12 protein-coding genes and 9 tRNA genes are annotated in these 14,523 nt (G+C 42.1%); 1 reads left to right on the forward strand and 20 read right to left on the reverse strand.

Features of this window, described 5'->3' with window-relative positions:
* Positions 1-315 precede the first annotated feature (315 nt).
* From hflC to orn, 20 genes are all read right to left on the reverse strand, one after another.
* Positions 316-1,194 (reverse strand): protease modulator HflC, encoded by an 879-nt coding sequence (hflC, locus tag RGE70_RS14940; protein ID WP_310472245.1) that lies wholly within the window; start codon positions 1,192-1,194, stop codon positions 316-318.
* Between the two features lie 3 nt (positions 1,195-1,197).
* A complete protein-coding gene (gene hflK / locus RGE70_RS14945) occupies positions 1,198-2,337 on the reverse strand; it encodes an FtsH protease activity modulator HflK (RefSeq protein WP_310472246.1) in 1,140 nt (379 codons plus the stop codon).
* A gap of 48 nt (positions 2,338-2,385) precedes the next feature.
* Positions 2,386-3,681: a ribosome rescue GTPase HflX gene (gene hflX / locus RGE70_RS14950; RefSeq protein ID WP_310472247.1), complete on the reverse strand. Its 1,296-nt coding sequence runs from the start codon at positions 3,679-3,681 to the stop codon at positions 2,386-2,388.
* 20 nt (positions 3,682-3,701) lie between these two features.
* Positions 3,702-3,980, reverse strand: coding sequence for an RNA chaperone Hfq (hfq, locus tag RGE70_RS14955; protein WP_310472248.1), 279 nt, complete (start codon positions 3,978-3,980; stop codon positions 3,702-3,704).
* Between the two features lie 91 nt (positions 3,981-4,071).
* Positions 4,072-4,986 (reverse strand): tRNA (adenosine(37)-N6)-dimethylallyltransferase MiaA, encoded by a 915-nt coding sequence (miaA, locus tag RGE70_RS14960; protein WP_375087954.1) that lies wholly within the window; start codon positions 4,984-4,986, stop codon positions 4,072-4,074.
* 4 nt (positions 4,987-4,990) lie between these two features.
* Entirely contained in the window at positions 4,991-6,862 is a 1,872-nt protein-coding gene (mutL, locus tag RGE70_RS14965; protein ID WP_310472250.1) for a DNA mismatch repair endonuclease MutL, read from the reverse strand.
* A 24-nt stretch (positions 6,863-6,886) separates the two neighbouring features.
* Positions 6,887-8,212: an N-acetylmuramoyl-L-alanine amidase gene (locus RGE70_RS14970; protein ID WP_310472251.1), complete on the reverse strand. Its 1,326-nt coding sequence runs from the start codon at positions 8,210-8,212 to the stop codon at positions 6,887-6,889.
* On the reverse strand, positions 8,196-8,672 hold the full coding sequence (gene tsaE / locus RGE70_RS14975) for a tRNA (adenosine(37)-N6)-threonylcarbamoyltransferase complex ATPase subunit type 1 TsaE (protein ID WP_310472252.1): 477 nt from the start codon (positions 8,670-8,672) through the stop codon (positions 8,196-8,198). The genes RGE70_RS14970 and tsaE overlap by 17 nt, the downstream gene beginning before the upstream one ends.
* An 81-nt stretch (positions 8,673-8,753) precedes the next feature.
* Positions 8,754-10,235, reverse strand: coding sequence for an NAD(P)H-hydrate dehydratase (locus RGE70_RS14980; protein WP_310472253.1), 1,482 nt, complete (start codon positions 10,233-10,235; stop codon positions 8,754-8,756).
* A 190-nt stretch (positions 10,236-10,425) separates the two neighbouring features.
* Positions 10,426-10,881, reverse strand: coding sequence for a hypothetical protein (locus tag RGE70_RS14985; protein ID WP_310472254.1), 456 nt, complete (start codon positions 10,879-10,881; stop codon positions 10,426-10,428).
* Between the two features lie 319 nt (positions 10,882-11,200).
* Positions 11,201-11,276, reverse strand: a tRNA-Gly gene (locus RGE70_RS14990).
* 208 nt (positions 11,277-11,484) lie between these two features.
* Positions 11,485-11,560 (reverse strand) — tRNA-Gly (locus RGE70_RS14995).
* A gap of 127 nt (positions 11,561-11,687) precedes the next feature.
* Positions 11,688-11,763: transfer RNA gene (locus RGE70_RS15000), tRNA-Gly, on the reverse strand.
* Between the two features lie 127 nt (positions 11,764-11,890).
* Positions 11,891-11,966 (reverse strand) — tRNA-Gly (locus tag RGE70_RS15005).
* Positions 11,967-12,093: 127 nt separating this feature from the next.
* Positions 12,094-12,169 (reverse strand) — tRNA-Gly (locus RGE70_RS15010).
* A gap of 46 nt (positions 12,170-12,215) precedes the next feature.
* Positions 12,216-12,291: transfer RNA gene (locus tag RGE70_RS15015), tRNA-Gly, on the reverse strand.
* Positions 12,292-12,337: 46 nt separating this feature from the next.
* Positions 12,338-12,413 (reverse strand) — tRNA-Gly (locus RGE70_RS15020).
* A gap of 46 nt (positions 12,414-12,459) precedes the next feature.
* Positions 12,460-12,535 (reverse strand) — tRNA-Gly (locus RGE70_RS15025).
* Positions 12,536-12,581: 46 nt separating this feature from the next.
* Positions 12,582-12,657 (reverse strand) — tRNA-Gly (locus RGE70_RS15030).
* 122 nt (positions 12,658-12,779) lie between these two features.
* On the reverse strand, positions 12,780-13,325 hold the full coding sequence (orn, locus tag RGE70_RS15035; RefSeq protein ID WP_310472255.1) for an oligoribonuclease: 546 nt from the start codon (positions 13,323-13,325) through the stop codon (positions 12,780-12,782).
* A 112-nt stretch (positions 13,326-13,437) separates the two neighbouring features.
* Here orn and rsgA point away from each other — a divergent pair, with 112 nt between their 5' ends.
* Positions 13,438-14,505 carry a small ribosomal subunit biogenesis GTPase RsgA gene (gene rsgA, locus RGE70_RS15040; RefSeq protein ID WP_310472256.1) on the forward strand — a complete coding sequence of 356 codons (1,068 nt, stop codon included), beginning with the start codon at positions 13,438-13,440 and terminating at the stop codon, positions 14,503-14,505.
* The last annotated feature ends 18 nt before the right edge of the window (positions 14,506-14,523 follow it).

Below are 14,523 nucleotides of genomic sequence, written 5' to 3' on the forward strand. Positions count from 1 at the left end.
AACCCATTATAGCCAAAAATTAGAGGTAGATCATAGTCAAAACACACAACAAAGTTAACTATGTTGCTTTTATTGCTAAATTTGCACAAAAACTCAGCACTGTAACTAACAATGTCGCTAAATAAATAGATTAAAACATGAAAATAGTCATAGTTATTTATCGCTAAATTAGTGAGTTATTACCTACAAGGCAAGCTTCTAATCATTACGAGATAATAGTTGACTGAACTGGTAGGATTTAAATAGCAGCTACCAAAATACAGCCACAAAAAAGGCCTAACAAACGTTAGGCCTTTTAACTATTAGCTATTGATGTTATTTACCGGTAGAGGTCTTCATATATCTAAAGAATTCACTATCTGGCTCGAGCACCATAACATTACCGTCGCCTTTGAAACTGGCTTTATATGCATCTAAACTGCGCATAAAACTGAAAAACTCAGGATCTTTAGTATATGCATCAGCATAAATTTTAGCAGCTTCTGCATCACCTTGGCCACGAATGGTCAATGCTTTACGTTCGGCTTCTGCGGTTTGGATCGTCACACTAGCATCAGTCTTAGCACGAATGATTTCTGCCTGTTCTTGCCCTTGAGCGCGATGCTCTTTTGCAACAGATTGGCGTTCAGCACGCATACGCTGGTAAATACTAGTACTAACGTTTGCTGGTAAATTAATTTGCTTAACGCGAACATCAACCACTTCAACCCCTAAATCTGCAGCACTTTCACTTGCATTTTTCAAGGCATCTGATTGTAGTTCATCACGGCTACCCGACACGATTTCTTTAATCGTACGGCGACCGAACTCAGTGCGAAGATCGTTGTTTATTTTACGTTGTAGCAGTGATTCAGCGTTCGCCTTAATACCACCATTGGTCGACAAATAATAACGTTCAAAGTCCAATATTCGCCACTTCACGTAAGAATCAACCATAAGGTCTTTCTTCTCTGAAGTTACAAAGCGATCAGCTGCACCATCGAGTGTTTGTACTCGAGCATCCAAAAACCTGATTTTATCAATCATTGGAATTCTAATATGCAAACCAGGTGTGTACACACGGGTTACACCGTCATCTTTTAAGACTTTACCAAAACGTGAAACGATTGCACGCTCACCTTCTTTAACCACAAGCAGAGACGATAAGAGGATTGCAACAAGTACCGCTGCTATTACTGCAGTAAATCTACCCATAACTTAGTTCCTCCCCGTACGTTCACTTCTTGATGAACGAACATCAAGAGGCATACTGCTATTATTTGTCGTGCTATTGACCGACAACACTGGCTGTGCGGGTTTACTTTGAGCGCTTACCGACTTATTTTGCTGACTGTTTTGCATCAGTTTATCTAGCGGTAAATACATTAAATTGCCGCTACTTTTTGAATCAATCAGTACTTTATTGGTTCCACTCATTACTTCTTGCATCGTATCAAAGTACATACGTTCACGCGTAACGTCTGGCGCCATTTGGTACTCTGGTAGTAATTGTTCAAAACGAGCAACTTTACCTTCAGCTTCAAGTGTTACTCTTTGCTTATAGGCTTTTGCTTGTTGATCCATTCTCTGCACAGTACCACGAACCTTAGGCTCTAATTGGCGAGAGTAGGCTTCAGCTTCACGAATAAAGCGCTGTTCATCTTCTTGTGCAGCAATCGCATCATCAAAGGCATCTTTAACCTCTTCTGGTGGACGCGCCGGCAAGAAGTTAACATCATCAATACTAATACCTAGCTCATAGCTACTGATAATGCGTTCAATTTCGTCCCACGTATCACGACGAATTTTATCTCGACCGGTGGTCAAAATGTCATCCATGGTGTTATGGCCGATAACATAACGCAAAGCACTGTCAGTTGCTTCACGCAAACTTGAGTCTGCATCAACAACATTATATAGATAATCTTTCGCGTTATTCACTCGATACTGTACATCCAGCTGAACCAAAACAACGTTTTCGTCCGCTGTGAGCATGCTACCTGAAGCAGGAATAGAACGAACAGTCTCAACATTCACTGGGGTGACTTCATCAATGAAAGTTGCTTTCCATTGTAGACCTGGCTCAACTTCACCAATGTATTCACCAAAGCGAAGTGCGACACCTTTCTCAGCTTCTTTTACAGTATAAATGCCCGAAAGAGCCCAAACGGCAATAGCAATAGCTAACACTATCACTAAGCTGACTGTGCTTATACTACTACCAGAACCATTACCTTTACCGCCGAAGCGCTTAGATAGGTTACGAAAAACTTCATCTAAATCAGGTGGTCCTTTATCATTGCCACCTTTTTTGCCCCAAGGGTCTTGACCCTTGTTACCGGGCTCGTTCCAAGCCATTTAGTACTCCATAAGTGTATGAAATAAACGAGATTACTAAAATACTATTTATGCGACGACATCATCGACGATAAAAGTCTCAATTTCACCTAGGCTCTGTTTGACTAATCGACGCCAATCGGCCTCTAATAAGCGAACAGAGATCATACAGTTCCCCAGATCGTCATACCCTTTCTGCTGTATTACATCCAGTTTATAAAACTGGCCAAGATAGTGCCCTGCCGAAGCAGGAATTTGCAAGGTTAGCTCTTTAACAGCTTTACCAACTAGAATGTTGATAGCCTCTTGAACTAAATCCAAGCCTTTTTGCTGCTGGGCTGATACCCAGACTCTTATCGGTTTCCCCTCGTCATCATAATCAATACGCGGGTTAACCTCATCCAATAAATCGATTTTATTACAAACAATCAATTGTGGAATTTCATCAGCATCAATCTCTTTGAGGACATGTTGCACCTGCTCAAAGTTATCTGCCATGTTTTCATCTGCACTATCCACAACATGCAGCAACAAATCTGCTTGTCGAGTTTCCTGCAATGTTGCCTTAAACGCAGCGACAAGATCATGTGGCAAATGCCTAATAAAACCAACGGTGTCGGCTAAGATCACATGACCATCAGGTAGTTCTAATTTCCGCAAAGTAGGGTCTAGCGTTGCGAAAAGTTGATCCGCAGCGTAAACATCCGAAGCTGTTAATGCATTGAATAACGTCGACTTACCAGCATTGGTGTATCCAACCAATGACACCGTCGACAAATCACCTCGTTGCCTAGCTCTACGACTCTGGTCACGCTGTTTATCAACTTTGGCCAATCGTCGATTAATAGTGCGAATACGCCCTCTTAATAAACGTCTGTCCGTTTCTAATTGCGTTTCACCAGGTCCACGAAGACCAATACCGCCTTTTTGTCTTTCTAAATGCGTCCAACCTCTGATCAGTCGAGTTGACATGTGGCGCAATTGCGCTAGCTCCACTTGTAACTTACCTTCAAAGGTCCTTGCTCTTTGAGCAAAAATATCAAGTATTAAAGTTGTTCTGTCGAGTACTCGACATTCACACAGATGCTCAAGGTTTCGCTCTTGAGCAGGGCTCAAAGGGTGGTTAAAAATAACCACGTTAGCATCTGTAGCCGCAACCATCGCAGCCAACTCTTCCGCCTTCCCTGAACCGACAAAATATTTACGGTCCGGTGCTCGACGGCTACCTGTAATCACTCCAATTGGTTGAGCACCTGCAGATTCAACTAAAAGCTTGAGCTCTTCAATGTCTTCTCTGCTGTCCTCATCGGAGAAATCAATATGGACAAGTACCGCACTTTCTCCTGCCTCATAACGATCAAACAAAAAGCAAACTCCTAAAAAAATTACTTCTCATCAGTTTCGTCATGTTGCGCGTTATAACCTGCCTGAGCATTCGATGCTTGGTGGCTAGTCACGTTAAAAGGACGTGATGGTACAACAGTTGAAATTGCGTGCTTGTATACCATCTGGCTAACAGTGTTTTTTAACAAAATAACAAATTGGTCAAATGACTCAACTTGTCCTTGCAGTTTAATGCCGTTAACTAGATAAATTGATACTGGAACGCGTTCACGACGCAATGCGTTCAAAAACGGGTCTTGTAAAGACTGCCCCTTTGCCATTTTATAATTTCCTTTTTAATTAATATCAATAATTATTCTAATACAAAACTTTATTGTTTAGTTTTAATATTATAGAGCAACAGCGAATGAATTAGCGAGTATATCGCATAACTGTAGCTAAATTATCTTCACTACCACTGTCGAGCCAAATTAAGTCAGGCCAACCACGTAGCCATGTTAATTGACGCTTCGCTAATTGCCTAGTAGCAACAATAGCTTTTTCAACCATAGTTTCATAGTCAAATTCACCATCTAAATACTGCCAGCACTGTCGATAACCGACACAACGCATTGATGGTAGCTCTAAATGCAAATCATTACGTAACTTTAGAGTTTTTACTTCTTCAACAAACCCTTGATCTAGCATAGTCATAAAACGTGTTTCTATCGCTTTATGTAACACTTTTCTATCATTTGGTGCAATCGCAAACTGAACTGCATCATAAGGAAAAGGCTCTAATTTGATTTTTGTCAGCTCAGTTAATGACTTGCCACTAATGCGGTAAACCTCTAATGCACGTGCTAAACGCTGCGGATCATTAGGGTGTATTCTTTCAGCTGATACAGGATCAACCGCTTTAAGTTGGTCATGCAACGCTTGCCAACCTAATGCTTCAGCTTCAGCTGCTATCTGTACTCGAATAGCTTCGTCAGCTGCCGGTAATGGTGATAATCCCTCAATTAATGCTTTGAAATACATCATGGTGCCGCCCACCAATAATGGGGTTTTACCGCGGCCGATAATGTCTTCAATAAGCTTAAGGGCATCAAGCCTAAAATCCGCAGCCGAATAACTTTCAACGGGATCAATGATATTAATGAGGTGGTGTGGCGCCACTGCAAGTTCGGCATCATCAGGCTTGGCACTTCCTACATCCATCTGTTTATATATCAATGCTGAGTCTACAGAGATAATTTCACAGTTGTAGTTTTTGACAAGCTCAATCGCCAACGCTGTTTTTCCAGATGCCGTCGGGCCCATTAAAGTGATCACTTTATGTTTCATCTTGTCAGTCACTCTGAGATTCTTTCATCCATTGCTGCCAAGGTAAGACTTGGCTTTGTTTATAAATTATATTTTGAATATCGATATCTAGCGCATTAAAGGCAGACCAAGCCTCGGCTGAGGCGGTAAATCGATTTGGAGTTTGCTCCACAATCCAACTGGCTAACGCCTCATCACTAGGTGATTCAAATCGAATCCAAAGCAACAATTCTGGAATTAGCACTGCCAATTGGCAGTCTCTCAGATATGGGGGCACTTTCTTGATAATCAACTGCCCGAGCCTAATTGCGAGCTCAATACCTAACTTTCTCAGTAATTGTTCTCTGTTTTGTATGATCTCAACCCAAATCGTGTCGACAGGTACCGCGACTGGCATCAACAAAGGTTGACCCACAAGCCCTTGCCCTAATTTGCGCATGAGCTCATCACGCTTTGTCGCTTTAATCACGTCTGATATCGCTAGTAATAATAGCTCATCACCTTTCACAATAACCCAAAATTTGTCCGCCAATACCTGGGGCATACTAACCGCTGCACTGGCAACTGCTGACGTAGTGTTACTTGATGCAACACTAGCTGGCGAGCCTGAACTGGTGCTTAACAAATTACCATACGCTGTCAAACTATTTTGCGAAGGTAGGTTAACCTCAGAACGATGAGTTGCCGGCCTAAGCTGCGATTTATAACCTGGTTCACGTACAGGGCTGTTTAAGACGGCCACGGGGGGGCGTTCGCTTACAGAAAATGAGGGCGATGGCTTACAGGTTGAAGTGCGATAATCTTGAGATTCACAGGTATTACCAACATCTATAGAAGTATTAAAATCAGCACTTTGCGAAACGACCTCTTGTTCTTCATGTTGAGGTGCTAACGCTAATTCAGCTGATTGTAACATTGCAGATTGTAACGCCTGCAAAATATAATCGTGCACATAGCGGCTCTGATGAAATCGAACCTCATGTTTAGCAGGGTGCACATTCACATCAACTTGATACGGGTCAAGTTCAAGCATCAAAACGTAACCGGGTGAAACACCGTCTGCATATTCTGAAAAAGCTTGCCGGACTGCGTGGTTAACGAGTCTATCTTTGACAAGTCGGCCGTTAACATAAAAATACTGCGTTTCAGCGTAACCACTAGCAGAGCTAGGTGCTTGCAAGTACCCGGTTAGAGCTAAGTCATTATGATTGCAATTAATGTGTAAACAGGTTTCGGCAAAAGCCTTACCGCAAACTTGCCCTAAACGCTGCAAATATTGCGTTTCAGTATTTGCGGGACGATAGTTACGGACACTTTTACCGTTGTGTTTAAGAGTAAAATGAATATCTCGCCTAACAAGTGCAATACGCTTTAGCCATTCATCAATATGGGTAAACTCGGTTTTATCGCTTTTTAAAAATCGACGCCTCGCGGGAGTATTAAAAAACAAATCAACAGCGTCAATCGTGGTTCCAACAGGATGCGCAGCTGGCAGTATTTGTACCGCCATTTCAGTCCCTTCAGCTTTAGCTTGCCATGCTTCTGACTGGTCAGCCGTTTTGGAGGTTAACGTCAGGCGTGATACCGAACTGATACTCGCTAATGCTTCGCCGCGAAACCCAAAGCTCATAATGGCTTCGAGATCATCGAGGGATTTTAGTTTTGAAGTCGCATGACGAGACAAAGCAAGCGCAAGCTCTTCTTTTGGGATCCCAGCGCCATTATCTCTAATTCGGATCAGTTTACTGCCGCCTCTATCAATTTCGATATCGACTCTAGTCGCGCCAGCATCAAGACTATTTTCAACTAGCTCTTTGATTACTGACGCGGGACGCTCAACAACTTCACCGGCAGCAATTTGGTTAGCAAGCTGTGGAGGTAGTTTTTCTATAGCCATAATTTACTCTTTAACTGCAACAACTTAGGCCCGTGGAATAACCAATACTTGCCCAATTTTTAGGGAATCTGATTTAAGCTTATTAGCTTTTTTTAAGCTACTTACCGAAACCTGATACCGGTGAGCTATCACCGATAACGACTCACCGCTACGAACTTTGTGCTTAGTATTACTTTTGCTAGCAAGTAACGAGTTAATCGGTGGGTTAGCAGCAAAATACTTTACGACGCCTTTATGTACGGCTTTAGCAAGGTTATTTTGATGCTCTCTTTGTGAAAGTAAACGCTCCTCTCTATGGTTCGAAATAAATCCGGTTTCGACCAATATTGACGGTATATCAGGTGACTTAAGCACTGCAAAACTGGCTGATTCGGGTTTATGTTTGTGCAGTTTGGTAACCTTTCCAAGATTAGATAACACATCTCCGGCAATATTGTGGCTAATTGCCATTGACTGATCCATGGACATGTCGAGCAGTGTCATTGCCAAATACTGTTCATTGTCAGTATTTTGAATAATTTCACCGGCACCGCCAAGCAACTCGGAATGTTTCTCTTTTTGCTCTAACCAACGACCAATTTCACTGTTTGCACGTCGCCTAGATAACACCCAAACGGAGGCGCCTTGTGGTTGCGGCGAGGTAAAAGCATCTGCATGGATAGAAATCAATAAGTCTGCTTTACTGTTTCGGGCAATATCAGAGCGGCGATTCAGGTTAACAAAGTAGTCGCCAGTACGCGTCATAACAGCTTTCATCCCAGGGGTGGCATTAATTTTCTGGGCAATTTTTTTTGCTATTTGTAACACTACTTTTTTTTCGTACATTCCAGACGGCCCAATTGAGCCGGGATCGTCACCACCATGACCGGCATCAATTGCCACAATCACATCTCGTAGTGCACTAACGGTTTTGCTTGGCTGAGTTTTAGTTTTAACGGTGGCGCCATTAGTACTTAAATCAACAACGAGCCGATTACCATAAGGCGCGGTAGGAGATAGCGCAAAAAGACTAGCCTTGAGCGGTTTAGCTAAATCGATAACAATTCTCAGAGTACCTTTCTCTGGCGGGGTACTTTTTCTGATTTTTTTGACTAATTTACTGTTATTATTAATTTTTGCTAAGTTGACTTTGTTGACCGATTTTTTCAGGTCAACCACCAATCGGTAAGGGTTAGTTAAAGTGAAATGTGTAAAGCTCGGAGACTGGCTCAGATCAAATACAATACGCGTCGACTCAGGTGCAGCCCAAACTCTTACGCCTTCGAGTTTATTAGCACTCTGCGCAAAAAAGGAAGCACTAAACGTAATTAGCAGTATAGCTAGTTTAAATATACTACTGTTTTTTAGCATTGTTATCTAAGCTCACCAATATTTGTTCACCTTTTGGCGAGATAGCCTTTAATTCAACCTGCCGTCCGGTATCTACATATTTAATGTTGATTTGAATATCAGCTTGCGGCAATAAACCATGTCCACGATCAGGCCACTCAACAATGCACAGACTTCGAGTCGTAAAATAGTCCCTTATGCCCATAAATTCGAGTTCTTCTGGGTCATACAATCTATATAAATCAAAATGAAACACGTCGATACCATTGAGTTCATAGGGTTCAACTAGGGCATAAGTCGGGCTTTTAACGGCACCTTCATGACCTAGGCTCTGGATTAACCCACGGCTGAATGTTGTTTTCCCCGCGCCTAAATCACCACTGAGGTAAATAATTAACGGCGGGGTGATCAAAGCAGACAGCTGACGACCTAAATTGACCGTGTCTTGTTCATCTTTCAGATCTAATGTAATCGATTGCATATTCATATTGGTTTAAAACACTACCCCAGTAATACATTGCCAAGAATCGGTTACTTTAACCTAAACACCTACTTTTCTAAACTAGATTTGATTAACCAATTGACGAATGTATGGCATTAAGTCACTCGCCAGCATTCCCCTCTCACCAGCTTGTGCAGCAAGATCGGCCGCGTCGCCATGAATTAAGACGCCAAAATATGCCGCTTGCATACCACTATAGCCTTGAGCGATTAACGCACCAATCACTCCTGCAAGCACATCACCACAACCGCCGCTAGCCAACCCTGGGTTGCCTACAGGTGCTACCACGCAATGAACACCATCAAAAATAAGCGTACCAGCTCCCTTTAACACTATGACGCCACCATACTTGTCATGTAATGCCTGCACCGCTTTAAAACGATCTTGCTCGACTTCGGTCACCGTTACTCCAAGCAATCGAGCTGCCTCTCCTGGATGCGGAGTTAATACCCAGTGTGGATTTGAAAAAGATAACTGGCATAATAAATTAAGTGCATCAGCATCAATAACACTAGGCTTTTCTGCCAAGTCAACTGCTTTTAATAAGTTATAGCCCCAGTCAGTTACGCCCAGTCCTGGACCAATAACTAAAACATTCGCCCAGCCAAGCTTGTGATACACCTCCATATCAACAAGTTCGCAGCCTCTAAACATCAACTCTGGTCGTGTACCACAAATTAACGCTTGGTGTTCAGGCCGAGATATTACGGTCACAAGCCCTGCACCTGCACGCAAGCATCCTTCAGCAGCAAGTCTCACAGCTCCGGTCATTCCAAAGTCCCCACCAATGACAGTCACTTTTCCATGACTACCTTTGTGGGAATCCGCCCGCCGTGACATAAAGACTTTTGGCAGATCCTGACTCACGAGTTGGCTCACCTTGCTCGCACCTAGAAATGAACTTATACCAATATCTTCAAATTGTAGCTGACCGCAGCAATGCCTTGCCTCACTCGTTAATAGGCCTTGCTTTATTGCACCAAAAACCAATGTGACATTCGCATTTACCGCTCCTTTATGCGAGCGGCCTGTATCAGCGTCAATGCCCGATGGCACATCCAGTGATAATACCCATGCCTGACTTTGATTAATTGCATTTATCACCGTGAGTAATTCATCGCTTAGCTCACCACTGAGCCCAGTTCCGAGTAGGCCATCAACAATGACGTTTGCCTCAGATATCTGCTTAAGACAAAATTCGGTGCTACGGCCACCAAGCTGATTAAACTCTTCGATCGCAAGCTGTAGCTCCATAGTTGGATGCTGAGCAGCGCTGGCTTGCACGCTCACATTTCGGCCTATTTTTAATAACATCGCCGCTGTAACATAAGCGTCAGCAGCATTATTACCATGCCCTGCTAACACTAAAATAGATGCACTTTCAGGCTGATTAGCTTGCAACAGGTTAAAGGTTTCGTGGGCTGCTCGTTTGACGAGATCGTAACGACTTATGGAGCCATCAGAAACCGCTCTGGCCTCTGCGGCTCTAACTTGCTCAGCTGTGTATAATTTGGTTAATACAGATAGGTAGTTATCGCTCATTAGCGCTTTCCAAAATTAGTTTATTCGTTAAATTTAAATGCTAATATTTAAGACTGTAGTAAGAGATAAATGTTCATTCACCAAGCGTTTAAATCACGATTGTTTGATCCAGCACCTAAGTTCATTGCCGCTTTAAAGCAAAAAAGGCACTCTAAAGTACCTTCAATGTTTAACAGTAGCCATTAACCTGTTAGAGATCGTCCATTCTAATACTGCTGTGCACTAGGCGTTGCTGTTGAATTTTTTCAACTCGCACTAAATCATTAAGTGCACCGCTCGTTTCCGCGCAAACTGTAGACAATGCGGTTTTCTCAAGTAAATTTATCAGCATATTGTCGAGCTTTAAATGCAGCTCTAAAATGTCATCTTCAGTCATATTAGCCGACATTGTTAGCTGTTGGCAGCGTGAACTAAAGTCTTCAAAAACAATGTCTTTATACCATGTTTCGAGAATTTTCTTTGGCGCTTCATCAACATAATGTTCAAGCTTTTCAGCTGTATGGGTTTCATGCTGCTGATAATACTCTAGCATCAATTTAACTCGAGATGAGTCGGCCTGTGTATGCAAGCGGCCATACAGCTTTGCCATATCACGTCGACACGTTGCCACATATTTTAAAAGCTCATTAAGTTGTTGAATACGCATTTACAGATCTCCTATTACCTGCTTATTTGATAGCAGGCAAGAATATAGTCTGCTGTTATTATGAGCTGATTACGCTATCGAATACTTGAGGGGAATCATATTTTATTAAATAGTTTGCCATATCGACTATTCAAATTCGTTGTAATTGATAAAGCTTAACGGTATGTAACTAGGAGTTGAGAATTATATTTGGAGTTATTATCTGCTATGACTATCCATGACACATCACGGCTTACAAAGCTGTTATCAAGCAAATAATGACTGCATTACAAAATTAATTTTTATAGACTGTGGGGTTTGTGTTTTACAAGGGGAAGTTTGGAGCGACATATCAGGTTCGAACTGATGACCTATACCTTGGCAAGGTATCGCTCTACCAACTGAGCTAATGTCGCATAAATCGTCTTTCTTCGCATCAGCTGTAAACATTAACTAAAGGTATCGTCTTTCACCTTTAGCAACTGAGCTAATGTCGCGTAAATCGTCTTTCTTCGCATCAGCTGTAAACATTAGCTAAAGGTATCGTCTTTCACCTTTAGCAACTGAGCCAACATTGCGTAAATCTTTATCTTACCGAGCTTGGTAACTCAATAAGTTATTATTTGGAGCGACATATCAGGTTCGAACTGATGACCTATACCTTGGCAAGGTATCGCTCTACCAACTGAGCTAATGTCGCGTAAATCGTCTTTCTTCGCATCAGCTGTAAACATTAGCTAAAGGTATCGTCTTTCACCTTTAGCAACTGAGCCAACATTGCGTAAATCTTTATCTTACCGAGCTTGGTAACTCAATAAGTTATTATTTGGAGCGACATATCAGGTTCGAACTGATGACCTATACCTTGGCAAGGTATCGCTCTACCAACTGAGCTAATGTCGCGTAAATCGTCTTTCTTCGCATCAGCTGTAAACATTAGCTAAAGGTATCGTCTTTCACCTTTAGCAACTGAGCCAACATTGCGTAAATCTTTCTCTTACCGAGCTTGGTAACTCAATAAGTTAATATTTGGAGCGACATATCAGGTTCGAACTGATGACCTATACCTTGGCAAGGTATCGCTCTACCAACTGAGCTAATGTCGCGTAAATCGTCTTTCTTCACATCAGCTGTAAACATTAGCTAAAGGTATCGTCTTTCACCTTTAGCAACTGAGCTAATGTCGCATAAATCTTTCTCTTACCGAGCTTGGTAACTCAATAAGTTAATATTTGGAGCGACATATCAGGTTCGAACTGATGACCTATACCTTGGCAAGGTATCGCTCTACCAACTGAGCTAATGTCGCATAAATCTTTCTCTTACCGAGCTTGGTAACTCAATAAGTTATTATTTGGAGCGACATATCAGGTTCGAACTGATGACCTATACCTTGGCAAGGTATCGCTCTACCAACTGAGCTAATGTCGCATAAATCTTTCTCTTACCGAGTTTGGTAACTCAATAAGTTATTATTTGGAGCGACATATCAGGTTCGAACTGATGACCTATACCTTGGCAAGGTATCGCTCTACCAACTGAGCTAATGTCGCATAAATCTTTCTCTTACCGAGCTTGGTAACTCAATAAGTTAATATTTGGAGCGACATATCAGGTTCGAACTGATGACCTATACCTTGGCAAGGTATCGCTCTACCAACTGAGCTAATGTCGCATAAATCTTTCTCTTACCGAGCTTGGTAACTCAATAAGTTAATATTTGGAGCGACATATCAGGTTCGAACTGATGACCTATACCTTGGCAAGGTATCGCTCTACCAACTGAGCTAATGTCGCATATTAATCATCAACTTTATAACTTATAACACCAAGTTTGCTGCTTAGTAAAAAGTTGAGGCCGCATTATATGAGAATCCCACTACACTGCAACCCCTTCTCGCAAAAAAGCGACTGTTTGGTTAAATTTTAAATACTTTTGCTCGATAAAACTGCAATTCAGCTATAGATTCTTGAATATCGAGTAGAGCTTGATGTGTATTTTGCTTAGTGAAACCTTCCATAGCTGATGGTTCCCAACGACGAACAAGCTCTTTTATTGTACTAACGTCGATATTTCGGTAATGAAAATAGTCTTCAAGTGCTGGCATATAGCGATTTAAAAATCGGCGATCTTGCCCAATACTATTGCCACACATTGGTGATTTACCTGCTGGAACATACTGAGACAAAAATTCAATCGTCTGCTTAATCGCATCATCTTCACTAAACGGGCTCGCCTTAACACGGTCGACCAGTCCTGACTCACCATGGTGCTTTTGGTTCCAATCATCCATCAGTGCCAGCTGTTCATCGCTTTGATGAATAGCAATGACGGGACCTTCGGCAATAATGTTTAACTCTTTATCAGTCACTATAGTAGCTATTTCAATAATTCTATCAACTGCAGGCTCAAGCCCTGTCATTTCAAGATCGACCCAAATAAGGTTGTTTTCGTTTATAGTCATAGAGCGACCTATTATCCCTGTTAGCCTAAATTCAGGCTTTTTTGTTTTAGACGGTGTATCATACTGCTTTTTTAAGCGACAAAAAATCTCCTTTATCATTGAAGACTAATACGTGAGCAAAAAGAAACCATTAAGCCAAGGTCAGTTACGCAGAATGCGTAGCAACCAAAAAAAGAAATTGCAGAACAGCCAAGCCAGCGAAGGTTCTCCTGAATTACAGGATAACTCTTTAGGTCCAGAGCAGTTAGGCACCATTATTTCTCGTTTTGGTCAACATGCAGATGTTGAAACCGAAACCGGCCACCTCGCGCGTTGTAACATACGCCGAAACATAAAAAGTTTAGTCACTGGCGACAAAGTTGTTGTGCGTTTAGCATTAACAAGTGAGTCAGGTGCAAGTCGAATAGAAGGTATTGTTGAAGCCGTTCACCCAAGGCATTCACTTCTTTCTAGGCCAGATCTATATGACGGCGTAAAAATTATAGCTGCAAATATCGATCAAATCCTTATTGTGACCTCTGTAAAACCAGCGTTCACGACACAGATTATCGACCGTTATCTTGTAGCATCTGAAGATACCGGTATCGCTCCGGTAATCGTACTCAACAAAGTTGACCTTATAACGCCGGAAGAGTTACCTGAAATTGAAGCCGCGCTGCAACGCTATCGCGATATAGGCTATGACGTCTATAAAGTTAGTAGTAAAACAGGTGAAGGTGTCGAACAGATAAACCAATTGATGAACGGCAAGGTCAGTGTCTTTGTGGGTCAATCTGGTGTGGGGAAATCTTCAATGATTAACGCCATGATGCCAGATGCTGAGCTGTTAATTGGTGATATCTCTGAAAACTCTGGTCTTGGGCAACATACCACCACGACTGCAAAACTACTTCACATCTCAACTGGTGGCGACTTAATTGATTCACCAGGTGTACGTGAATTTGCCCTTTGGCACTTACCTGCCGAAAGAGTCGGTGAATGTTTTGTTGAGTTCAGAGACTATTTAGGCACTTGTAAGTTTAGAGACTGTAAACATCTAAACGATCCTGGGTGCTCAATCACTGAAGCATTAGAAGCAGGTGATATTAGTGCTGACCGCTATCAAAATTACCACAAAATCATCGCCAGTCTGGATGAACAACGACATGCTCGTCATTTTAGAGCCGGCCCAGACGAATAATAAATAGAACACAAAGGA

This window comes from Shewanella youngdeokensis, assembly GCF_033180165.1.
Classification (GTDB): Bacteria; Pseudomonadota; Gammaproteobacteria; order Enterobacterales; family Shewanellaceae; genus Shewanella; species Shewanella youngdeokensis.

Excerpts from the sequence above, each read along its gene's own strand:
- RGE70_RS14970 (WP_310472251.1), bottom strand. The coding sequence starts at position 8,212 with ATGCTAAAAAACAGTAGTATATTTAAACTAGCTATACTGCTAATTACG.
- hflK (WP_310472246.1), bottom strand. The coding sequence starts at position 2,337 with ATGGCTTGGAACGAGCCCGGTAACAAGGGTCAAGACCCTTGGGGCAAA.
- miaA (WP_375087954.1), bottom strand. The coding sequence starts at position 4,986 with ATGAAACATAAAGTGATCACTTTAATGGGCCCGACGGCATCTGGAAAA.
- hflC (WP_310472245.1), bottom strand. The coding sequence starts at position 1,194 with ATGGGTAGATTTACTGCAGTAATAGCAGCGGTACTTGTTGCAATCCTC.
- mutL (WP_310472250.1), bottom strand. The coding sequence starts at position 6,862 with ATGGCTATAGAAAAACTACCTCCACAGCTTGCTAACCAAATTGCTGCC.
- orn (WP_310472255.1), bottom strand. The coding sequence starts at position 13,325 with ATGACTATAAACGAAAACAACCTTATTTGGGTCGATCTTGAAATGACA.
- hfq (WP_310472248.1), bottom strand. The coding sequence starts at position 3,980 with ATGGCAAAGGGGCAGTCTTTACAAGACCCGTTTTTGAACGCATTGCGT.
- RGE70_RS14980 (WP_310472253.1), bottom strand. The coding sequence starts at position 10,235 with ATGAGCGATAACTACCTATCTGTATTAACCAAATTATACACAGCTGAG.
- tsaE (WP_310472252.1), bottom strand. The coding sequence starts at position 8,672 with ATGCAATCGATTACATTAGATCTGAAAGATGAACAAGACACGGTCAAT.
- RGE70_RS14985 (WP_310472254.1), bottom strand. The coding sequence starts at position 10,881 with ATGCGTATTCAACAACTTAATGAGCTTTTAAAATATGTGGCAACGTGT.